This window comes from Reticulibacter mediterranei (genome assembly GCF_016587455.1).
The window spans coordinates 7,613,470-7,634,540 of record NZ_BNJK01000001.1 but is presented as its reverse complement, the minus strand read 5'-3'; the positions used below and the strand labels follow the sequence as shown (position 1 = coordinate 7,634,540).

22 protein-coding genes are annotated in these 21,071 nt (G+C 49.0%); 14 read left to right on the top strand and 8 right to left on the bottom strand.

All coding sequences use genetic code 11. The features are described 5' to 3' along the window. Window positions 1-53 precede the first annotated feature (53 nt). From K3T83_RS32815 to K3T83_RS32790, 6 genes are all read right to left on the bottom strand, one after another. The gene (locus tag K3T83_RS32815) at window positions 54-1,031 is read right to left on the bottom strand and encodes an ATP-grasp domain-containing protein (RefSeq protein ID WP_220207135.1); all 978 of its coding nucleotides are present in this window, start codon (window positions 1,029-1,031) and stop codon (window positions 54-56) included. A gap of 132 nt (window positions 1,032-1,163) precedes the next feature. Beyond that, complete coding sequence (locus K3T83_RS32810; RefSeq protein WP_220207134.1) at window positions 1,164-1,994, bottom strand: HAD family hydrolase; 831 nt, start codon at window positions 1,992-1,994, stop codon at window positions 1,164-1,166. Then, entirely contained in the window at window positions 1,991-2,554 is a 564-nt protein-coding gene (locus K3T83_RS32805; RefSeq protein WP_220207133.1) for a DJ-1/PfpI family protein, read from the bottom strand. The genes K3T83_RS32810 and K3T83_RS32805 overlap by 4 nt, the downstream gene beginning before the upstream one ends. A gap of 12 nt (window positions 2,555-2,566) precedes the next feature. Beyond that, window positions 2,567-3,307, bottom strand: a complete 741-nt coding sequence (locus K3T83_RS32800) for a cupin domain-containing protein (protein WP_220207132.1) — start codon at window positions 3,305-3,307, stop codon at window positions 2,567-2,569. Window positions 3,308-3,392: 85 nt separating this feature from the next. After that, a complete protein-coding gene (locus tag K3T83_RS32795) occupies window positions 3,393-3,977 on the bottom strand; it encodes a type 1 glutamine amidotransferase domain-containing protein (protein ID WP_220207131.1) in 585 nt (194 codons plus the stop codon). 48 nt (window positions 3,978-4,025) lie between these two features. After that, entirely contained in the window at window positions 4,026-4,895 is an 870-nt protein-coding gene (locus tag K3T83_RS32790) for an alpha/beta fold hydrolase (RefSeq protein ID WP_220207130.1), read from the bottom strand. Between the two features lie 427 nt (window positions 4,896-5,322). On the opposite strand from K3T83_RS32790, the gene K3T83_RS57605 reads away from it, so the two are divergent. The 12 genes from K3T83_RS57605 (at window position 5,323) to K3T83_RS32735 (ending at window position 15,442) form a co-directional block, all read left to right on the top strand. Further along, the gene (locus K3T83_RS57605; RefSeq protein ID WP_220208383.1) at window positions 5,323-5,616 is read left to right on the top strand and encodes a hypothetical protein; all 294 of its coding nucleotides are present in this window, start codon (window positions 5,323-5,325) and stop codon (window positions 5,614-5,616) included. Window positions 5,617-5,768: 152 nt separating this feature from the next. Beyond that, window positions 5,769-5,948 (top strand): hypothetical protein, encoded by a 180-nt coding sequence (locus K3T83_RS32780; RefSeq protein ID WP_220207129.1) that lies wholly within the window; start codon window positions 5,769-5,771, stop codon window positions 5,946-5,948. A gap of 141 nt (window positions 5,949-6,089) precedes the next feature. After that, a complete protein-coding gene (locus K3T83_RS32775) occupies window positions 6,090-7,319 on the top strand; it encodes a HEAT repeat domain-containing protein (protein WP_220207128.1) in 1,230 nt (409 codons plus the stop codon). 367 nt (window positions 7,320-7,686) lie between these two features. Further along, entirely contained in the window at window positions 7,687-8,619 is a 933-nt protein-coding gene (locus K3T83_RS32770) for a hypothetical protein (RefSeq protein ID WP_220207127.1), read from the top strand. A 288-nt stretch (window positions 8,620-8,907) separates the two neighbouring features. After that, window positions 8,908-9,081 (top strand): hypothetical protein, encoded by a 174-nt coding sequence (locus K3T83_RS32765; RefSeq protein WP_220208382.1) that lies wholly within the window; start codon window positions 8,908-8,910, stop codon window positions 9,079-9,081. Then, window positions 9,023-9,292 (top strand): flavoprotein, encoded by a 270-nt coding sequence (locus K3T83_RS58790; RefSeq protein WP_220207126.1) that lies wholly within the window; start codon window positions 9,023-9,025, stop codon window positions 9,290-9,292. Before K3T83_RS32765 ends, K3T83_RS58790 begins: the two co-directional genes overlap by 59 nt. 275 nt (window positions 9,293-9,567) lie before the next feature. Continuing rightward, window positions 9,568-10,344 (top strand): class I SAM-dependent methyltransferase, encoded by a 777-nt coding sequence (locus tag K3T83_RS32755; protein WP_220207125.1) that lies wholly within the window; start codon window positions 9,568-9,570, stop codon window positions 10,342-10,344. 60 nt (window positions 10,345-10,404) lie between these two features. Further along, window positions 10,405-10,905, top strand: coding sequence for an amino acid permease (locus K3T83_RS58045; RefSeq protein WP_373324545.1), 501 nt, complete (start codon window positions 10,405-10,407; stop codon window positions 10,903-10,905). Between the two features lie 1,017 nt (window positions 10,906-11,922). Continuing rightward, window positions 11,923-12,159 (top strand): hypothetical protein, encoded by a 237-nt coding sequence (locus tag K3T83_RS32750; RefSeq protein WP_220207124.1) that lies wholly within the window; start codon window positions 11,923-11,925, stop codon window positions 12,157-12,159. Window positions 12,160-12,326: 167 nt separating this feature from the next. Then, entirely contained in the window at window positions 12,327-13,565 is a 1,239-nt protein-coding gene (locus K3T83_RS32745) for a tyrosine-type recombinase/integrase (protein ID WP_220207123.1), read from the top strand. A 282-nt stretch (window positions 13,566-13,847) separates the two neighbouring features. Next, window positions 13,848-13,985, top strand: a complete 138-nt coding sequence (locus K3T83_RS32740) for a hypothetical protein (RefSeq protein ID WP_220207122.1) — start codon at window positions 13,848-13,850, stop codon at window positions 13,983-13,985. A gap of 161 nt (window positions 13,986-14,146) precedes the next feature. Further along, window positions 14,147-15,442 (top strand): toll/interleukin-1 receptor domain-containing protein, encoded by a 1,296-nt coding sequence (locus K3T83_RS32735; RefSeq protein ID WP_220207121.1) that lies wholly within the window; start codon window positions 14,147-14,149, stop codon window positions 15,440-15,442. A gap of 439 nt (window positions 15,443-15,881) precedes the next feature. Here the strand turns inward: K3T83_RS32735 and K3T83_RS32730 are convergent, their stop codons facing one another. Both K3T83_RS32730 and K3T83_RS32725 read right to left on the bottom strand, forming a co-directional pair. Beyond that, entirely contained in the window at window positions 15,882-16,961 is a 1,080-nt protein-coding gene (locus K3T83_RS32730; protein WP_220207120.1) for a hypothetical protein, read from the bottom strand. 15 nt (window positions 16,962-16,976) lie between these two features. Continuing rightward, a complete protein-coding gene (locus K3T83_RS32725; RefSeq protein ID WP_220207119.1) occupies window positions 16,977-18,056 on the bottom strand; it encodes a trypsin-like serine peptidase in 1,080 nt (359 codons plus the stop codon). Window positions 18,057-18,185: 129 nt separating this feature from the next. Between K3T83_RS32725 and K3T83_RS32720 the strand changes: the two genes are divergently transcribed. Further along, window positions 18,186-20,084: a VMAP-C domain-containing protein gene (locus K3T83_RS32720; protein WP_220207118.1), complete on the top strand. Its 1,899-nt coding sequence runs from the start codon at window positions 18,186-18,188 to the stop codon at window positions 20,082-20,084. Between the two features lie 17 nt (window positions 20,085-20,101). Further along, window positions 20,102-21,070 (top strand): AAA family ATPase, encoded by a 969-nt coding sequence (locus K3T83_RS32715; RefSeq protein WP_220207117.1) that lies wholly within the window; start codon window positions 20,102-20,104, stop codon window positions 21,068-21,070. Window position 21,071 lies beyond the last annotated feature (1 nt).

Sequence of the window (21,071 nt, the reverse complement as noted above, 5' to 3'; positions counted from 1 at the left end):
ACTCATTGTTGGATGCATGTGAACGAGTTGCAGCTATTTCATGGCATCTCTTATTATGTGAAACTCAGAGTTCTAGTGAAAGCAGATCTCTTCGGCGACTCCAATGCCAGCGGAAGCCTGCGTAGCGCCGAGGTCCGGGCCTGGACGCTTCCTACAGCACGCTCTCTGGAGGCTTGTCGAGTCAGATGGCACACTGCCTGGGTCAGCCTCCCCAGAGCCTCTTGGGAATGAGATAGATAGAGAACTGGCTCGATAATTTCCAGCTCATTAAGGACGAGAACATGTCGATGGTCACGCACCACATCGACACGCGCATAGAGCGGCACTGTTGGCAAGCGTTGAAGCACCTCTCTAGCGAAGCCCTGTTCCTCCTCCGGGACAGGAATACTCTGCTGTCCCGCTTGGTCTAACCCCTCCACTAACCCAAATCGCTTGCGCATGGCATGGGTGAAAACGCCATTGATAAAGATGAGTGCATGCTCCCCCGTCGCATAAAACGTGGGAAGAAAAGGTTGCACCATAACCGCCTCCCTCTCTAGCAAGCGACTCAGGTGTCGTTGCCCTGTCTCCAACGTCTGAAAGGAAACGACGTGAGCCTCACGTGAACTGGTGCCAATGACTGGCTTGATGACCACCTGACCCCAGCCATGTGCCTGCATGAGTGATGCTAGCTCCACTGGACTGTGAGCAGGCAACCAAACAGTAGGGATAATGGCAATGCCTCGCAGATGCAGGTCGAGTAAATAGGTTTTCTGGAGATTCCAGCGCACCAGATGAGCCGGATTCCACAACGTGGTCAACTGGGAGACACCTTCTACCCAGGAGAGAAAGGCTGCCGATCGCAAAGGGTAATCCCAGGGAGAGCGCAGCAGAACCAGATCGGGGCGCGACCAATCGTATGCTTGCTCATCCCAGGGCACAAGATCTGTGGCGATGCCTTCCTGGTGCAGTGCGGCTTGTAAAAGGATATCATCTGGTTCCTGGGAATAGACAGAAGGGTGTGAGCAGGTCGCAATAGTAAGCGTTGGCATAGCGATAGACTCCTTATATCTGCGAGCAATGAGAAACGCATTAGAGCAATGGGCTGTAGCACAGTGGCATGCCTGCTTCTCCTCGGATGCGTCAAAGCAGGCACGAACAAGATCGGGACATTCCACATGGGATTACGGCCTGGTACTTCGGTTTTGCGGATTGGGAAAGCGTCCAGCCAGCAACTCTGGCAACTGAATACGAGGAAGAGGTGCGGCCCCCATCATCTCAGGTGGCATACGACCATATCCCCATGTAGCAAAGTAGGCCCGAAAACCAGCTTCCAGCGCTGCCTGGACATGCACTGGATGATCGTCAACGAAGATCACGTCTTCTGGGCGAACCTGCTCAGCATTGGCAATCGCAATGAGTGCCTCCAGTTTGGAGGGCTGCTCCCCATAGACTCGATTCTGCGGGAGATACACCTCGTGACTCGCAAGCAAGGCGAGGACGGATGATTGATCTCTCGCTGTCACAATCCAGGGAACCTCCTGCCTCCTGCGCAGCCAGGGGATTATCCCCTGATAGAAGCGATGCAGGCGTGACCAGGTGCGCGTGCGCTGCTCTCGGACCTGCTGCCGATACACCTGTACTTGACGCTGAAAGGTCTCACGCCGCTCACTGTCGAGAGATGCATACACCACATCAAATGCCTCCTGACTGGCAATAGGAGGCAAATCGACAAGCATAGGAACCAGGAAATGCCCCAGATGACGAGCGTAGGGGCGCATTTGCTCAAAACGCTCAACAAACGACGCTGGCAATTGTGAAACAGCTCGACGCTTGAACGCTTCGACTGGATGACCCTGCGCTCCAAGCCAAACCACCAACATGCATTCCTCGTGCGAGTCACAGATGACCCCATCGAAATCGAGGACAAGGATCTGCTTGTTCTGTCCCTGGAGTGGCGCTCTGGAGCGAAGAGGGTGCCTCAACACCTCTCTGGTGATCTGTGTGCCAATCATGAAGAGACGACCTCACTTTGAACATGCAGATGACGTTCGACCTCCTCCAAAACCACCTTCATAAACGCTTCGACGTGCGCATAATAGGAGCAGGTAATGATGGGACCGTCCACCACCACAGCGGCCTCGATAACATTGGCCCCAGCGTTAACCATATCATCTTTCATGCCAACATAGGCGCAGGCGCGACGACCTCGCATCACGCCAGCCGAGATCATGACCCAGGGGCCGTGACAAAGGCCAGCCACCACTTTATTTGCCTCGGCCATCCCTTGAATAAAGGTGAGGACTGTCAGATCTTGTCGAACACGATCTGGCGCTTCATGTCCTCCGGGACAGACAACAAGATCGTAACTCTCAACCGAAAGCGCTTCAAAGGCAATGAGCGGCTGAGCCGTTTTATCTAATGGCAGAGGAAGACCATATTTTCCTTGAACCGGCCTGCCACCTTTGGTCGCAATATCAACATGGTAGCCTGTTCCTAGCAGGCGATAATACGTGTACACAACATCGTGATCCTGAAAGCCGGGTCCAGTGATGATGACTGCTCGACGATTCATACGGTTCTCCTTTTACTGAGCGTGAAATGAAATGGTGAAGTACATCTCTTCGGGTTGAAGGGTATCGAAGGGATGTTGGCTACTCAAAACCTGGATATCTTGCTGAAGAGCTTGCGCTGTTCCCAGTGCGACACAGAGGCGTGGCTCCTTCTGCCTCTGTGCCTGGATCTCTCGGCCTGTCTGGACAGCAAAACGATACACCGATTTCACACCAGAGGCACGCAGTTTATAGGGACGGATATGCCTTCCCTCCAGCATCCCAGGAACACCTACGAGCAAAGGAGTGCGTTCATAGTGGGAGATGGCTCGATCATAGCGATCCATCGCACGCAACAGGTCCAGTTTGTTACGTGGCACCTCGACCTCAAGGAGATCCAGGTCGCCATCCCCCAGATTTTCGGTCGTATGGAAGACCCCCTTCCCGAGCGTGAGCCACTCTAGAGGTGTCAACTGCTGATCCTGATCGAGCAAGCGCACTCGTCCTTGCTGCCCTGCAAGGCAGATGAGTGCTGTCACCTTGCGAGGATGACAATGCAGAGAGGTGCTCTGGCCCGGTCGCAGACACAGTTGCCAGACATCATAGAAACAATCGGTATACACACGATACTCATAACCCCAGGGCTTCTCGATCACGGCATCAAGCGCTTGCTCGTCATGGCTCTGCTCGGACTGAAGGAGTCCCTCACTGCGCTCCAACAACTGAGTCAGCAATGCGACATCAGGGTCTGTTACCTGTCCCGTATGCTCATTCATCGTGATATCACCTCACGCAGTGGCTGCTGCAACAGATCACAGACCGCCTGAGCCACGCCTCGTGCTGAAGCAGGATTCTGTCCGGTCACGAGCTGGCCGTCCTGTACGACGTGGGCTGCCAGGCAGGAGCTGCTGTATAGCGACCTCCGCAGTGACGCAAGGCATCCTCCAACAAAAACGGCACGACCTGAGAGAGTCCCATCGCCGTTTCCTCCTCATTGGAAAAGCCCGTTACCTGTTTGCCATCTACAAGCGCACGTCCCCCAGATGTAGTGAGGTGAAGCAGTCCTGCCGGTCCATGACACACTGCTGAGAGAATCTTGCCCTGCTCCCAGGCATCTTGCAGCAGGGCAATGAGCGCAGGGTGTTCAGGCACATCCCACATCACCCCATGCCCACCTACCAGGAAGAAAGCATCATAGTTTTCTTCCTGAATAGCATCAAACGCCAGGGTGTTTTTGAGTAAAGGCAGCGATGGGAGCAGTACCTCCGAAAGGCTGGCGGGATCATAGGGAGCCTGTCCTCCCTGGGGAGATGCTACCTCTACCTCGTATCCTGCCTGCACAAACACCTCATAGGGGTGTGTCAATTCTGGCAGATAGGTTCCGGTGGCTTTTCCAGTCTCCCCCAGGGTCTTATGTCCAGTCACGAGCATCAAGATCGTTTTCATCTTCATCATCCTTTCTCATATACAGTGGCAGAAGCCTTCGTACCATATCTACGTTCGTTGGGACATACAAACATCAAGGAACCGAAGGACATCCTGGTTGAAGCGCTCTGGCTGTTCCAGGAATGGAGCGTGCCCACAGTCCTCATACTCTAGAATTTGGGAATGAGGGAGGGCCAGCGCCAGTTGACGCGTATAGGAAATGGGAACCAGCGCATCTTCAAGCCCTTGAACCAGCAAAACAGGCACATGAAGTTTTCCAAAAAACTGTTGCTGATCGCAAGGCATTTCCTGGAGCCAGGAATCAGTGCAAGAAAGACCGTGGAGGAATGCCTTCACATTGTAGCCGTATTGGATATCACGTTCCATTGATGGAAGCGGATATGCAGTCAACATCTCGATAAACTGCTCGAAAGCCGCAAACTTCTCTGGCAATGAAACACTCTGCATTGTCAGCTTCGAGACAACCTGTACTGTCGCTTCATCCTGAAGGTATTGGTAGGCATCAATGCCCCCAAAAAGTGAGCTAACTAAGACTAGCCCGGTAAGGTTCTCCTCTTGTCCACAGGTCAGCAGGTAATTTCTCACAACCAATCCTCCAAAGGACCAGGCGGCAATGAACAACGGAGAGGAAAGCCTCTGGAGATGAGCCAATACTGCGCGAATGCTTTGTGCCCAGAAGGTCGGATCAGGGCGCAACCCCGATGGGATCGGCCACGACCTGCCATGATAGGGCAAGTCCAATGCAATAATATAGTAATGTTCGGATAAAGCGGCAAATTGCTGGTGAAAACAGCGGAGAGACTGGAAACCGCCATGCACCAATAAGAGGGTCTGCTCTTCGGTAGGATCACCATAGGTTTCCAGATACAAGGGAACATCAGAAGGACCAGCAATGGTGGTAGAAAGGGTTGGAAACATCAATAACTTCTCCTTTCTGGTATGTTATAGGCATCATCTGTGCCTAGTATAATGCTGGAAGATGGCTAATGAGAGATATCTATGGCTCAACGCCACACATCGAGAATCCTCACGGAGCCGCGCTAGTACTGTCTCCAGCACATCATGCACTCGTCAGATTTTCTTACTGCTCTTAGTATAGGGGAGCAAACGATTGGACGGAAGGGCTAAACCAACCAAAACACGAGGAGGGAAGCGCTCTTAGCAAAAATAAGCAAAGCAGTTATTGAACCTGACAACTGCTTTGCTTATTTTCATCAGTAATAGACATGGCAATGAGCGTAAATATTGGTATCAAAGATAGCTTGTCTATCAAGAGAGTGTAAGTATTTCTGTAACTGCTCAGGACGCCTTTACAGAGGGAAGGCAAAGCGGGTAAACTGCGGATATGGACGAAGAAGCCCGGCAGCTGAGAGAAGATAATAGCCGACTGAAGGCAGAGCTGAAACAAAAAGAAGACCGCATCGGGAAACTGGAAGGTTTGTTGATGGTGGCACCGCTGCGGAGAGAAGAACTGGAGCGGCATCTAGGCAACGATAGCCATACCAGCAGCAAGCCCCCCTCCAGCGATGGTCTCGGACATGGCCCCAGAGAAAGCACGAGCGAAGTGAAAAGCATCCTGGTGGTCAGCCAGGGCACCAGGGACATCATCTGGCACGGGTCGATGAGCCAGACCGGGTGATTGAGCATCGTTCGCAGCAGTGTAGCACCTGCCATCAAGATCTCCGACTTGTTATCGGTTTCATGACACGCATTGCCAGAATAATCATTGGATTTCTTCTCATAGGTGCAGGTCTGAGGCTCTAGTTTCTATTCAGGGAGCCTCAACTCCTGTTGATCTGTGCCGTGTTGATTGGCGTGGGACTGGTGTTAGTCGGTATATCGATGCATAGCATTTCACGAGAAAAACAGCGCGCCATCACGCAAGCATTACAGGCCCAAACGGAAACCAGCCAGCCACAACAATCATACGCCTCGCAGCAACATGCATCGGACTCTCCAGAGAACCCATAGAAAGATGCCTACAAATAATGGGTGATCGATCACTCAGATTGCAAGATTGCGACACCTCTTTTTTCCCGGTCCGGTCCATACCGCAAAAGACAATTCATGGCAGAATAGAACTGACATCAATTGAACAGAGGGAGAAAAAGGATGACGTCTCTAGCGCAGGACGATACCCACTTTCAGAGCTTGCTTGAGCAGCTGAAAGATCCCAATATGTGTATCAGCGCAGCGAAACGCCTGGGCGAGCTGGGCGATACACGGGCCGTGGAACCTCTCATCGCCACTCTACAAAACCAGAATGAGCAGGTGCCTACCCGGGTGCGCGAGCATGCAGCCGAGAGCCTGGGCAATCTGGGCCACACACGTGCCGTGGAGCCTCTCATCGCCACTCTACAAGATCAGAGTCAGCTTGTGCGTTGGCGTGCAGCCGAGAGTCTAGGAAAACTGGGCGACGCGCGCGCTGTTGAGCCTCTCATCGCCGCCCTACAAGATCAAGATTATAATGTAGTAAATGGCGCGATACGCAGCCTGGGTCTATTAGGAGACGCTCGCGCTATTAAGCCTCTCATGACTTTTGCGAAGAATCGGGATACGTGGAGACGCGCATGCGCAGGGAAGAGCCTGGGCCTCTTGGGCATTATCGAGCCTCTTATCGCTTCTCTGAATCATCGGAATGTACATGTACGTTACAGTGCAGCCGAGAGTCTGGGAGAGCTGGGCGACGCACGCGCTTTCGAGCCGCTCATCGCTGCTCTCCAAGAGGATCAGGATGAGCGGGTGCGCCTCAGTGCAGCCGAGAGCCTGGGGAAATTGGGAGATGCACGAGCTGTCGAACCGCTCATCGCCGCTCTCTATGATCGGCATCATCATGTATATATGAGTGCAACCAGGGCTCTGGGAGAGCTGGGCGACGCACGCGCTTTCGAGCCGCTCATCACCTTTCTGCACCATCAGATTCCGGGAAAACGTAGCTGTGCAGCCAGGTGTCTGGGAAAATTGGGCGACATCGAGCCTTTGCTTGCCCTGCTGCAAGATCAGCAAGAGCTGGTACGGTGCAACGCCGCTCTGGATCTAGGAGAACTGGGCGACACACGCGCCGTTGAACCTCTGCTCGCTCTTCTGCAAGATCGGGATAAGCAGGTGCGCCGCATTACAGCCGAGAGCCTGGGAAAACTGGGGGACGCGCGAGCCGTCGAGCCGCTCATCGCCTGCTTGCAAGATCAGGATCATGATGTCATTCGTCACGCGGCGCAGAGTCTGGGAAAATTGGGCGCTTCACGAGCAATCAAGGCCCTATCCATCCTCTTTGAGAACAGTAGTAATCCTTCAGTCAAGAAAGCAGCCAGAGAAGCCTTGCAGCAGCTTGAACAAAAATAAGATCCAGGAGATAGCAACCGATCTTTGCTCCCTGGCCTCGTTCGAGGCACGATGGAGAAGAGCAATGTACTGGCTCATGCATCATCGAGCAATCAATGTTGAAAGGACCGCCACGCTTCAATGATCGAGTATCGTTTTAACGGCCTGGGGATGGGATTGGGCAATCTCTCCCACCTCTCACATGCACAGACCCGTTCGATCAGCGCGGAGCATTTCACTCCAGCGTCCTGAGCAGTTATCACTGTCAGTAATTACTATTGTCCATCAACACCTGATATACTTTTGCTGAACATGTACATGCCATCTTTCGCCAAAGAGAAGTGACGCGTGCGTTTTCCGCCCGTGCAACAAAGAAAGCAGGAGAGCGATGCAATCAGTCTATTACAAAGAACCCCGGTCCTATTTCGCGGGCCGCCAGATCTGGCCCTGGAGCCGTGGGGAAATCCTGGTTGATCCAGCCAGAAGTGTTGTCCGCCTGTGTCCTTCCGAAGTTCACCAGGTTCCCTGGTGGTTTGAAACATGGCGTGCTTTGCTAGAGCAGCCCAACGTTGCCGATCTCAGCGGCCTGTCTATCCCAGAAATCGATGCGCCTCGTGATGAGCCGATGCGCCTCCAGGAGCATATCACCGCGCTCATCGAGGCACAGAACAGGTTATGCAATCTGACCGCACTCTTCATCGGCGATTGCCCCGAAACCTCGCAGGTGATTTTCCAGCAGATTGAAGCGGATATCCCGTCCCTCCTCAACGCGTATCCAGCCCTTGAGCATCTGGGTCTGCGCGGGGACCTGGTCGGGCCTCGCCTGGGCCAGCTATCCCATCCACGGTTAAAAACCTTGATTCTAGAAACCGGGGGACTGGACAAACGGATTCTCCAGGACGTGCTTGCCTCCGATTTTCCAGCACTGACCCACCTGGAATTATGGCTAGGGGACGATGGTGGCTGGCGGGTGAGCCTGTCCGACTTGCTGCCGCTGTTCGAGGAGCGGCATTTCCCCAGGCTGCGTTATCTGGGATTGCGCAATTCGACCATCACCAATGAGATCGCCGAGGCGCTCATCAATGCGCCTGTTCTGGATTCGTTACACATCCTTGACCTCTCTTTGGGAACCCTGGATGATCGCGGCGTGCAAGCCTTGTTGGACAATACTGCGCTTAAACGGCTCAAGAAGCTAGATATCCATTCCCATTACTGCTCGTCTCCTATGATGGAACGCCTGCAAGCCCTGGACTTGATTGTAGATAGCGATATGCAGGAAGATCTTGAGTTAGGGCCGTGGATTGCTGTGTTTGAATATTAGCCTCAGTCATCCCTGGTAACTCTTCAGGTGCCTTTCGCTTGCCGCTTCGCGGCTCGCAAAGTTTTTTTGTGGTGGGTGGTGATCCATCAGAAAGCCTTTGCGAAGCCCTGCAGGTGCTGAGCCGTCAGGGCAAGAGCAAGCCTGAGCAGTTACGTATTTCTCTCCTTTGATTGCATGTCAACGGTTCTTTTGCTGTGCCTCTTCAAACCGCCAGAGAAAGAACTCACATGTTCAATCCCTATCTGTTGCGGTTATACCTCCTCCCAGAGGACGTGGTGCCGCTCCTTCATGCTGCTGGATGGGATGTGTGTGATTGCAACGCCTCAAGCAACCAGATGGATCGACGCTCCAACTTTAGAGCAATTGACAGGTCATAGCGTTCGCTCCGATTATAAATTGCCGGATGAAGCTGATCCGCTCCCGCCAGCCAGATGCTATTTTGGGAATGCCACTCACCTTTAATACGATCAATAAATGGGCATTAGGCATAGGTGACATACTTGCCGCAAGTCTGCTGTGTGAATGCTTAGGGCGAGGCACATCACCAATTGTTGCCGTCCCTTGTCTCAAAATGGATTTAGTGAGCCATCCTATATTTAGAACACATATTGCCTTGCTTCGTGAATGTGGGATCACGATACTGCATGAGCCTGGCGTTATAAATCGCCGTTGATGGTCCCTTTGCATGAGGTTATTGATACTCTTCAGAAAATCACTCAGCAATAATATTGCTGATCACGGCCTCTCTCTTTTTTCTTGAGCTACACAAAAAACATCTTATGATATACTCTCTTTATCCAACAAAAACGTTCTTTTTTCTTTTCCTGTTGAACAAGGCAGAGGAAGCCCGTTTGTAGACGGATTGCTCCTCATCCCACTTCCACACTTGTACGCATAACAAAAACGGGTCAACCTCGGACAGGAGGTTGCTCGTGTCAGGAGTGATGGATGTCAAACGACTATCTTCAAGCAGATGTGGCCCAATCCTATAAACATCTGCCTAAGAACATTGATGCTCTCTTATGTTATCCCCTGCTGCTTCGTGCGTTACAGATTACCCCAGAACAGCCCTACCACCTCCTTGATTATGGGTGCGGTCCAGGAGAGGTTGCCAGGCGCTTCTGTGGAGACTTCGCTCACTTGAGAATCACCGCCGTCGATGAAGCAGCAGAGATGATCAGGATTGCGCGTGCCACCCATTCCCATGAGCATATCACCTATCGAACGATCCAAAAAAATACTCTTCCTTTCCTCCCAGATCATTCTCTGGATGCTGCTATGGCGCTCTTTGTTCTGATCAATGTGTCCAGCCAGCAGCACCTTCGTCACATCTTGCAGGAAGTCTTTCGTGTGTTGAAGCCCAATGCTCCCTTCGTTGTGCTTGATGCCCATCCAGACGGTCTTGGCAAGCGCTTCCTCGACTACCAGGCAGGTACACCTGGCAAAGGCTACCAACCAGGAGAAGCCTACCCTGTTCAGCTCTTTTCTTCTGGGGAACCCTTGATGCAGGTCACGAATTACTACTGGCCCAAAGAGATATATTTCACGCTCTTTGCCCAGGCTGGTTTCTCACAGATCAAGAGCCAAGAACCCACGCTCAAGGAACTGAGCGAGGAAGAACGAGTACCCTTTGAAGCACACTTCGGCTCCTGCCACACCTTCACGGAATGGGAGGTGCCTCCCTACCTCATTGTTCGAGGGGTCAAGCCTGCGGTGTCTGCTTGACGGCAGGCGACCAGGCCCTAATCAAACTAGTGGTCACCAGCACGATCAGCGCAACAGACGATGGCCCGCTATGCATTTCATTTCGGCCGCCAAGACATTGCCCCACAATGTCTTGCTCGTATCCATCCCCGTTGGCAAAGCCCCTACATCGCCTCACTCATCCAAAGTGGGTACACTTTAGGAAAAGTATTCTTGCTTGGCCTGGTCATTCAACATACCAATCAGGATGGCAGTGTTGTCTATCGCTTGGGGTTTGCTGACGGGAAACAGTGGGAACAAACCGGAGGAATTGCGGCATTTCGATGGCTAGCAAGCATTTTCTCTCTGTGTCTGATTGTGGTCTATCTCATCACCAATGTGGCCATCTTCTTCTTTGTCCGCAAATGTCACGAGTTCCGGGTGTTGTCTCACGTGATCGCACCTGGGGTAAGTGGCCTCATTTTGCTGTTGCCCCTAGCGTCTCTCTACTGCCTGCACTGCCTGTCGTTGGAAACACATTCGTCACCCTGGAGGTTGCTCCGATTCCCTTCCCATCAAACATCCTACCAATCTTCGTGGTGATCTGGCTCCTCTTAGAAACTGTGTATTTTCTCTATCACAGGATTTGGAGAAGTTACGTCCCAAGAAAATGGGTCCAGCGCTGACACAAAGGAACTGCACTGATCTATTTATGCTTGTCTAAAACAGGCCTATCGTAGGCAGTCGAAAATGCAAGACCTCATCAAGGGACGCTTGCCTCTGTATAGCAGACGTACTTAGCGGTCAGGAGACAGAGCAATCGGGTTGCAATCAGCATATGGTTTTGCACATGAGGAAAGGGGGAATGAGCCAGTTTTTCCTAAAAATTATGAAAGACCTCCATCAATGTGTATTGATGTCATACCAGCAAAGTTAGAACGGTTCTAACTTTGCCTCCCAAAAAGTTCGACCATATACCACAAACAGCACCCACGATAACTAAGTTCCACCGAACTACAGAAACCGCACAATTCACGCATCAATTCTGGAAAAAATGCCCAGCTTGTTGGAAACAAACTGCGGAACAAGTTGGAGAGAAAATGCTAGAAAAACTGGTTCCTCTTATTCCATTGATCTGTTAGTCTGTATCTATGGACAGGAGGTCAAGGCAATTGCAAGCAAAGATACTTGATAATGCCGCGTATGCAATACTCTTCTATACCAAATCAAGAAAATAAGGCACAAAACCATCTTCTTTACGAATATTCTCATACAACAAAGTAGAAAGTAAGTATTTGGCTATGTTAGAAGAACTATACACAAAAGATGCCATAGCCCAGGAGCCACCCTCATATGAGTACGTTACCGCCATTGAAGTAGAACTAAGCCACAAAACCTACTCACCTGAAAGAATATCTTCATGGAGCTTATCACATATCACCAGGCAATACAGTACTGTGTACGCCCTGGCGTCATGCCCTCTCTAATATACGCGCAGGGGAGCGATTCCAGAACGAGAGACCAAATATTGAGAACTAGGCCGTGAGAGGTGGCATTGCATCTCTTTTTACAATTTTGAAGATCAGCTCTGGCTGCGCCGCATCACGGTGAAAGGAAAAGATGATGACACCGGCAAAACAGAAACGCTTGCTTAAGCGCTTTGGCCCTTGTCCGCCGGGATATACCCATCAGGATCTGACGCAGTTTCTCGATCTGCTTTATGGAATGTATAGTCACCATTTTACTGGAGAGGAACTGCGCCAGATCATCGTGAGTGATCCCTTTGATCTGACTGAGCCACCGCGCAGCCTCAAACTTGTGGAATTGGCAGAATGGTTGGAGGCCATTCTTTTGTAAATTACAACGGCTGGAGAGCGAACGAGAGCATGTGCTCTCCGGCCCTATAATGATGCACGCATCAGAATCATGCACCAGAAACCCTTTTTATGCACGGAGAAATAGCGATAGGCAACTCAAACAATGAAGGCATCACCCGTCATCTCACCAAAGAAAGGAAAGAGGCTATGGCGATTACACAACAACGTCCATCTCTTCAGTATACCCTTAGCACGATTGAGTCGCATGCTCAGAGAAAGAAAAGAGAGGAACCAGTAGATAGACAGAAGTTGCAATCGAAAAAAAGCACAACATCAGGAAAGAAGATGCGCGTACAGCAGAATACACAACAAAGGAGCCAGGGAATCACACCTATCGCTGATTGCATTGACGAGTATCTGCGTGATCACGAAGGAGGCAATCATAGCGGCAAGACGCTGGAATGGCATAGCACAGCGTTGAATTTGCTCCGTCGCTATCTAGAAAAGGAAGAGGAGATCACGTGTATTGAGGAGATAATTGCGTCCGATATCAGCGCTTGGTTCGCTTCTCTGCGTAAGATACCTGGAGCACACGGCAAAATCCGCAGTGAGCGCACCATTCAAACCTATGCTCGCTCGGCCAGGGCTTTCTTCCATTGGCTCATCCGTCGTGAAACGCTTGAGCATAATCCCTTTGCTCAAGTTGTATTTCCGAAAGTAGGCAGGCCATTGATCAAGACGATTGAACCGGAAGAATTTGAGCGGCTCTTACAGGCATGTACGCCACCTCACGGTTCCGGCGCATTGGTGGAACGAGCAGGAGCACGAAACCGTGCCATCTTATGGCTCTTCTATGACACAGGCATTCGCGTCTCAGAATTATGTCGCTTGCGCATGAGTCATTTAGATCGGAAGCACGGAATCTTGACTGTTACGGGGAAAGGCTCCAAAGAGCGGCGCATCGCCCTGGGCAACAATTGTCTGCGTCAGATGCTTCATTATCTGGATCGGCACCGCCCAGATAACAAGGAACTGGCCGAGTGGAATTGTTCTGGTGAGGATCATCTTTTTCTTTCAGAGACGCGCAAACCGCTCACCAAAAATGGTGTAGAAATGCTTTTCAAACGACTCAAAGAACGAGCAGGAATTGTAGGGAAGCGGGTCAGCCCACACATCTTGCGCCACACATTCGCTATTAACTACCTAATAAAAAGCAATGATCCCTTCAGCCTCCAAGAACTCTTGGGGCACGAAGATATGACGACCGTCAAGCTCTATATGCATATGAATGATGCGATTATTCAAGAGCAGAAACGGAAATATAGTCCGGGAGACCATTTCTCTGTCCCGACGCAAACGATACGACGAACAGGCTTCAAACCCAAAACGCCTGGAAAGAAAGCGGTAGATAAAGCGATATCGGCTTTTTCTGAGAGATATGTCTAGATTTTTAGTGATTATGCACCATATACTCGGCAGGAAGTTGAGTTGCTTTTATGGTCGAGAGGAACCTAGTACACGCCTCTCGACTCCTCCTCATGCACGGTTTCAAATTTAAACGTTTTTGTAAAGATTTTTCTTTGACACGTTTGAGCACCCCTTGAATTTGGAAGTATATCTCACCTTCTCCGACTCCACCAAATCGGGAGAGGCTCACTTTCTACTTACCTGATTTTACGATTACCTGGAATGGAAAGAATTGGTATTGGGAACATTTAGGGAGGTTAGATGACACTGCCTATCGTACCCACTGGAAAAAGAAGTCTGGCTGGTATCGAATTTTTTCCTCAGCAATTGATTATTACAGAAGAGTCAGAAGACTTAAGTGGAGACGCTGATATACTCATTCGTGAATACTTTTCTTAAGTCCGGAGGGTAAAACTCCTTGATGCAAGTGAGTATAGACCTGACATGTTTCCCTTGGAAAGGTTATGATACTGGTAGGAACTGAGCTCACCCTGGATTAAGCTGTTACACCACGTGACTAGCGAGCTACTGATAAAAAGCACTACGTTCAAAGGGAGGTCATGATGCTTTCGAATGGAGCTGCCAAAATATTTGTGAGTTTCCATGAATCGGACAGTAAATATTTAGAGCGGCTCTCTTCCCACCTGGCAGATTTGGAACGTAGCGAGTTAATAGAGGTGTGGAGTGATAAAAAAATTTTACCCGGATCGAATCCACTCGAAGAAATAAAACAGGCCATCACTACAGCTCGAATCGCTATACTGTTTCTCAGCGCCAATTTCTTCGCACTTCCTCTCATTTCAGAGTACGAAATACCTCTGCTTTTAGCAACTGCTCAGAAGAAAGGCATCGTTATTTTGTTAGTCATGCTGAGTCCTTGTGAGATCGAATACACGAAGCTGGCACACATTCCTCCTATAAATGAGCTGAAAAAACCATTGAGCAAGATGTCTTATAACGAGAAAGAAGAAACCTGGGCTAAGCTCGCTACCATAGTCAGAGACATCATTACTCCAGGTTCTACATGGTCTTACTCTCATTTGCCATCGCAAAAAACAGCTTTATTGCGTACAAACCCAAATAAATTCAGAAGTGCCCAGCAATCTACTAACAAGCGGAGAAAACAATGGAGAAGTTTGGAAGCGATCACCTATCCAGTATTATCGGACTCTGAGAACAGCCGTGAAAAATTCATTCACGATTTTGCGTACGCGCTCAATCAAGTATTCAAAACTAAAGGTTATGTCTCATTCAATGGTTTGGTCCGGCTTAATGAACGAAACGCCTCAGGGCAAATCTTTCCTGTTTATGAGCTTATATGTCATCAGCCTGAATTCTGTGAAGCATTTCGCCAGAGGGGTATTCAGCTTATAGCGCGTGTACTTGCTTATAAAGAGAGTAGCTTAAGCGCTGAAGAATTAGAAGTCAAAAAAGAGGAAATGAGGCAGGAAATCATCCATGAAAGTGTAGCTTTTGCAAAGGAATGGAGTATTGATGCTCGAGTGCCTTTTTCCCCAGAGTGGAGAGCAATACAGTTCATCTATGATCCAGCCACCAGCCGTATTTCTATTTGCCCGATAGAATTAGTTTCGCTCAATCCTTCAGATTATCCTGAGCATATAACAACTACCAGCGAACTGCTCACCTATCTTGCCTCGTTCAATACACTTCTTGTAGGTATCGTCGACGATTTTAACTGGTACAAAGCAAATTATCCTCTTTTAAAAATTACAACCGAAATATTAGATAAACGAGCATTTCGGCTAGAGGAAATCAAAATCAATGTCCATGATTATGAGGAATGGGATTATGATAATCCACAACTTGATGCGGAAACAAACCATTATAAGCTTTAAGCGCGGAGACGAGCAACGATCGAGTCATCCAGGGTCTTTTTGCGCGACCCCTTTCCTTCTTTGACAGAGTATATCTCAGCTTTGTAAACTCTACCAAATCGGATCTGCGTCACAGTTGCGTTGATAGATCAGTTCTATTTTGTTCCTTCCACATGTTGGTGGTTGATGCTTCTATCCGAAGTGCCTGGCAGGGAAGCTTCTCCTTGACGCACTTGCCAACAAGGCAAGTGCGTCAAGCTGCAACAGACGGTGGTGCCTTAAAGTACCCCGCATCAGACTCTTCTTCGAGCTGCAAGCACACCTGAGTTAATCCGATCTTCGATAGTGGGAGCATCCTCGCTCATTCTACTCCTTTTCATGCGCGGTGGTGAGCCGCTGGCCCATGGATGGCTCTTATGAAAAATTTCAAACGAAATGTGTCAGGGTAGTAGAAAGCATTCTATTGATTTGAGTCCAATTCATATCGTTGTAGCAAGTGTTCCGATAACTCTACAGCATCCTTGTAGTCACGAACAGCACGACTCAATTCTTGCGGTGTACGATATCCTAAAGTTTCCTGCCACTCATCCGGGTAGTCCTCCAATCCTCCTGCCTGCAGGGTGGTTGATGAAAGTAATTTCTGCTCGATTATCGTTTGCGCTTCCGCGATCGTTGCCGCAACTTCACGCTCCAGAAAACTGCGTTCTTTGCGAGCCATCACCCTTACCTGCTTCAAGTTATTCAGCCATTGCAGAAAGGCTTCCCTGCGATCATCTTCATCACGGATAATTACATTCAGCACCTCGTCTTTACACATCTGGAGCAGTTCCCCCCAGGCTTCCTCCCGAACGGCTTCAAGCCCACGTCTTTTTAGCGTTTGTACATGAATTACAATGTAGGAGAAGCGTGATAGTTCATGTCCACCTTGCATCGCTAATTTTCCACGCTTCATTTCCAAATTATTAGGATAGATCTCATCTGTTAGCGTGCCAAGTACTACGTAATAGCCCGACTTCAAATCTGCCAGATTCAGATCCAGGATCAAAGGGAAAACTTCTGTCTGCCTACCCTCTTGCAAGAGGTGGCTTAATAAGTGACCTGCAATCTGCGATACCTTGATGGCTACAGCTATATCAGGCCGTGTCAAAGAAACAGCCGCCTCAAGTTTGAGTTGTTCCATAGTATCTACAAGAGTTTTAATGGGTGTATCCTGTGTGACCGTATAATTGAGAGTGAGCCTGATAGAGTCAGTTTCACGAGCGGGCAACCAGCCTGTGAGGTTAGTGTTAACTCCCAGGCGGCAAGGGATATTTTTTTTCAGAGTTGTCAGTTTATGTAAACTTTGGATCGCGTGACCGGGCGAAAAAGAACTTTCAACCGAAGAACTGAAAAGAAGAAATTTTGCTTGCTTCAATATACCAGCAGGAAAAAATGCCTGAGCGTCGTGAATCTTCAACCGGAAATAACTATCGCCACAGACTAAAGGACACTCTGGATTGTCCTGAAGCGGATAGTAATGATGACTGACTCCAGTAGACATGACATTCCCCTCTCTTTAACGAGCATTGATTATTTCACTATACAGGTCTGGCCGCGCTTGCTTTACATCTGATAAAATGGCTTTAAGTAAGATGGCCTCACGCAAATGGAGGATCTGGTCCTCGCCACTATGTAAAGCCACAACTTGCCAATTATCAACATTGAGAACAGGAGCGCCCGAAGTTCCAGCCTCCGCAGGCGCGTTATGCAGGATACGGTCGGGTTGGCCTTGCTTAATTCTCTCAAAGCACCCAGAACCTTGTTGCTGAGGTTGACCCTTTGGATGTTGAATGATATAGAAGTCTGTTTGTGATGTCATAGGCAGCTCTATATCGAGTTTAAGGAAACCGCGATCCCTTAACGGCGAATCGCTGCGATCCCTTAACCTTAATAAGGCATAATCCAATCCATGACTATAACATTCCAATGTATCAACCTTATAACCAACGCCCTCAGCAGGTCGTGTATAATCGAATGTGAGCATGCTATTTGTCACTTGAAGCTGGAGATCTTCCCTTCGCAAGGGTTTATCCATAGCACTTCTTGCTCTAATAGTATGCCAGCAGGTCATCGCTAGATTCGACGCTATCAACCAGCCTGTTCCCTGTGGGAAGCGCTTCGTGAGCCTTCCATTCATGACTTGTGGCACACTTACTTTGCCAACAGCTTGGATACTTGCTAGCAATTTCAGCCACTCGGCAGTAAAAAGCATGTGCCGCGTTTCCGAGTTCGCTTGCTGGACGATATACGTCTGGTTGGCAAGAGGAATGTTGGCCTGGAGTGCTTGCTCAAGATCGCAGGCTAATCCATCTAGCCGTTCATAAAGATCAGTATCGGGCTTATAGCGATCTCTGAGCACAATTAGCAGCAAGACCAGCGCATTCGTCTTTGTGTCGCTTCTGCTTTCTTGCCACAGAAGATTAATGGTTTCATCCGCAAGTCCTAGCGGGTTACCTGCAGAACGCAGGCGTTTCCTCCAGGGTACGAGAAGTTCATGCACAAAGACGGCTTTGAGCGTGTTGTAGTTCTCAAACTCATCACAGTCCGATAATGTATCGCGTAAAGAGGCGAGCAACGGACCAGGAATACCAGGCATCTCCACTCTCCATTCGTTCATTAAACAAGGTTACGATTGTATTTCAATATACATGCAGTCGATCTATTGACACAACAATACGAATATTATATTGTATATTACAAGTAAATGATAGTCGGAGGAGTTTGTATGGTGATACTATCAGGCCCAATTTTCAAACGCTGTTATGAAGTACTGAACCGCTACGATATATTTGAGCCAGAACAAAAGGCGACATTAGAAAATGCTTTAAATGCGGTTGGACTTGATAATCACCAGTATGATCATGCTAGTAATAGACCCAGTCAAGTTCATAATATAATCAATTATCTCTTGAAGCAGGATATCAAAGAAGGGAAACCTGTGTTTTGGATCTTTCTCGATGGTTTATGGCGTTATGGGTTTCTACAAGAAAATACTGGTCTCTATAAAGATGTAAAAGAGTGTTGTGCCCTGATTGAGATCAGCTATGCTCTACAGATAGACTCGAGAGTTGCCAATAAATATGATATGAACCATATAGTAAAGTTAGTAGAATACTTTTTCAAATACCCAATTCTAGATGACAGTGATCAATGCAAGCAGGTGATGCTTCAACTTCCAATCGATATCCGTCAGAAAATCAATCAGAATGGAAGAAATACCGCTACTACTTTTGGAGTAGCTATTCTCAAAGCCTGCATTTGTTTTCCTGATGGTCCAGGGAAATTGGCATCTATACTTTATGAGAGTGAACATGAATCAGCTCGCTGGCGAGAATTAGATGAACTTCTACGCGAGCTCTACCAAACCAATGTGACGTACACACGACTCCAGCAACTCCAATCACTCCTCGAACCGATAGAACTGAGCAATAATATTTTGATGGATTTCTATCGAGTCAGCACACCTGCGGCAGAGGACATGTTGGATAATATGCAACAGACATTGATGCAGACAGTTCTGGATAATCTGGCAATACTCCCGCCAGGTCCAGACGGGGTATATCCTATACTCGCCTTTGTAGCATGCATAAGTGCTTATGTAATGGCAGAGCATGGGCCAGAAAGCAATGCTGACCTGAATGATTGGATCAGAAGAAGAGCTGGTGAACTTAAAGCTGATGCTTATCAATATATAAATTCACAAAATCAGCAGATCCAGGTTTCTCGCAACCAACCTACTCGTGCTTCGTATTTATTAATAGCCTTGAATACCCAGAATGGGCATGAGTTTGCAATTCAGGCATGTCTGCTGGACGCTCAAAACAAGATACTGGACAACGCTGGATCATACGTTAGTGATAAAACGGTGAATTTGGAAGAACTCCCAAGTCAGATCGATGAGATTCGCAAAAATTACGTATATTACCTATCAAAGGATGTTATAGTCGAGATTTTTCTACCAACTCATTTACTCTGCCATACTGTTGAACATTGGCCGATTGACATAGGAATGGGCGTACAAACAAAATTTGGTATTAAATATCGGCTAGTTGTGCGATCGGTTGAGAGAGCTTGTAATCTAATGATGAGAAGAGATTGGGAGGATAAATGGGAATTATTCCAAACCTTTATCAGAGGAGAAATGCTGGAAAAAAAGCAAACGCACGCAATCGAGGGACCCATCTGGCTTTGCGAAGAAGAAGAGTGTAAAAAGAGATCGCAACAAGACCTCTACAGCGCACTCTATGGCTCTCAGGTTGTTTGCTTTGCCATGAACTTTGCGCCCCAACCTGCGGAGCCTCCCTATGTCCTCAGGACAATGTTGCTTGCTGGTATCCCTATCGCGCTGTGGCCTGGCCCTCTCATAAAGCATCTTGATGACTGTTTTGCTGATATTCATGAAAAGCTGTTTCAAGAGAATCATCATACATCGTCGTTAAGACTACAGGATCTTCCAGACTGGGTCTGGGAGCAGCGTATGCAAACGAAAGATGACGAACACTGTCTCACACTTTTTTGGGATAATCCCGACAGGGTTTTACCGGGTATGCCGCAGTTTCTAAAAGAGAAAGGTGGCATCAATATGGCGCGCCAACTCCACTATGGCAGAGCGAGTAGAAATTAAGGAGGAGAGAAATCGCTATGAGTGACCAAGACTGGAGAGTCTATCATGGAGGGGGTGAGCCTCATGATGTTAAATTCCCGCCTTCTCCGCCCTGGCGCAGATTTGGCGGCAAAAGCGAAAATGATGCCTATCGTGGCACAAAATTCCTGGCCGATCAGGAAGCTATCGATCTCGTTAATGCCGCACTTTATCTGAGACGTCCCTTGCTGATCAGCGGCAGGCCTGGATCTGGCAAATCATCTCTGGCCTATTCTGTTGCTCGTGAGTTGAAGCTTGGTCCAGTATTACGCTGGTCGATTACCTCTAGCACAAAGCTTTCTGATGGCCTGTACCACTATGACGCCATTGGTCGTTTGCAAGATTCTGCGATGGGGCCATCTTCCTCTGATACCAATGTCACCGTCGAAAAAACGCTGCCCGATATTGGCGAGTATATTCGTCTGGGTCCTCTAGGGGCTGCGCTACTCCCAGCAGAAAAGCCGCGAGTGCTGCTGGTTGATGAAATTGATAAAAGCGATATGGATTTTCCCAACGATCTTTTGCATGTTTTTGAAGAGGGCGAGTTTGAAATACCCGAACTGGTCCGTATGTCGAAAGAGCGAAAGACGATACCGGTTTACCAGGAAACGTGGGGCGAGGCGAAAGTGGTCATTGAGGAGGGACGTGTGCGCTGCCGTGAATTTCCTTTCGTGGTGATGACGAGTAACGAGGAGAGAGAGTTCCCACAGGCATTCTTACGACGCTGTTTGCGGCTAGAAATGCAAATTCCCAACGAAGAGAAGCTCCTGAGTATTGTGAACACCCATTTCGGCCCACAGGCCGAGTCAGCCGCCAAAGATCTCATCGCGCGTTTTATTATGGACCCCACTAAGAAGGATGTTGCCACCGACCAGTTATTGAATGCCGTTTACCTCGTTTCTCGTGGTGTAGATTCGCGTGAGAAAGAGGCCGTCTTTAAGGCCGTGTTAAGATCTTTGAGCAGTTAAG

Bases quoted from the DNA above. Each gene is read 5' to 3' on its own strand.
- K3T83_RS32745 (WP_220207123.1), top strand. From the start codon at position 12,327: ATGGCGATTACACAACAACGTCCATCTCTTCAGTATACCCTTAGCACG.
- K3T83_RS32790 (WP_220207130.1), bottom strand. From the start codon at position 4,895: ATGTTTCCAACCCTTTCTACCACCATTGCTGGTCCTTCTGATGTTCCC.
- K3T83_RS57605 (WP_220208383.1), top strand. From the start codon at position 5,323: ATGGACGAAGAAGCCCGGCAGCTGAGAGAAGATAATAGCCGACTGAAG.
- K3T83_RS32810 (WP_220207134.1), bottom strand. From the start codon at position 1,994: ATGATTGGCACACAGATCACCAGAGAGGTGTTGAGGCACCCTCTTCGC.
- K3T83_RS32775 (WP_220207128.1), top strand. From the start codon at position 6,090: ATGACGTCTCTAGCGCAGGACGATACCCACTTTCAGAGCTTGCTTGAG.
- K3T83_RS58045 (WP_373324545.1), top strand. From the start codon at position 10,405: ATGGCCCGCTATGCATTTCATTTCGGCCGCCAAGACATTGCCCCACAA.
- K3T83_RS32725 (WP_220207119.1), bottom strand. From the start codon at position 18,056: ATGCCTGGTATTCCTGGTCCGTTGCTCGCCTCTTTACGCGATACATTA.
- K3T83_RS32815 (WP_220207135.1), bottom strand. From the start codon at position 1,031: ATGCCAACGCTTACTATTGCGACCTGCTCACACCCTTCTGTCTATTCC.
- K3T83_RS32720 (WP_220207118.1), top strand. From the start codon at position 18,186: ATGGTGATACTATCAGGCCCAATTTTCAAACGCTGTTATGAAGTACTG.
- K3T83_RS32795 (WP_220207131.1), bottom strand. From the start codon at position 3,977: ATGAAAACGATCTTGATGCTCGTGACTGGACATAAGACCCTGGGGGAG.
- K3T83_RS32755 (WP_220207125.1), top strand. From the start codon at position 9,568: ATGTCAAACGACTATCTTCAAGCAGATGTGGCCCAATCCTATAAACAT.
- K3T83_RS32750 (WP_220207124.1), top strand. From the start codon at position 11,923: ATGATGACACCGGCAAAACAGAAACGCTTGCTTAAGCGCTTTGGCCCT.
- K3T83_RS32800 (WP_220207132.1), bottom strand. From the start codon at position 3,307: ATGAATGAGCATACGGGACAGGTAACAGACCCTGATGTCGCATTGCTG.
- K3T83_RS32805 (WP_220207133.1), bottom strand. From the start codon at position 2,554: ATGAATCGTCGAGCAGTCATCATCACTGGACCCGGCTTTCAGGATCAC.
- K3T83_RS32765 (WP_220208382.1), top strand. From the start codon at position 8,908: ATGCTGCTGGATGGGATGTGTGTGATTGCAACGCCTCAAGCAACCAGA.
- K3T83_RS32740 (WP_220207122.1), top strand. From the start codon at position 13,848: ATGACACTGCCTATCGTACCCACTGGAAAAAGAAGTCTGGCTGGTATC.
- K3T83_RS32770 (WP_220207127.1), top strand. From the start codon at position 7,687: ATGCAATCAGTCTATTACAAAGAACCCCGGTCCTATTTCGCGGGCCGC.
- K3T83_RS32730 (WP_220207120.1), bottom strand. From the start codon at position 16,961: ATGTCTACTGGAGTCAGTCATCATTACTATCCGCTTCAGGACAATCCA.
- K3T83_RS32735 (WP_220207121.1), top strand. From the start codon at position 14,147: ATGATGCTTTCGAATGGAGCTGCCAAAATATTTGTGAGTTTCCATGAA.
- K3T83_RS32715 (WP_220207117.1), top strand. From the start codon at position 20,102: ATGAGTGACCAAGACTGGAGAGTCTATCATGGAGGGGGTGAGCCTCAT.
- K3T83_RS58790 (WP_220207126.1), top strand. From the start codon at position 9,023: ATGAAGCTGATCCGCTCCCGCCAGCCAGATGCTATTTTGGGAATGCCA.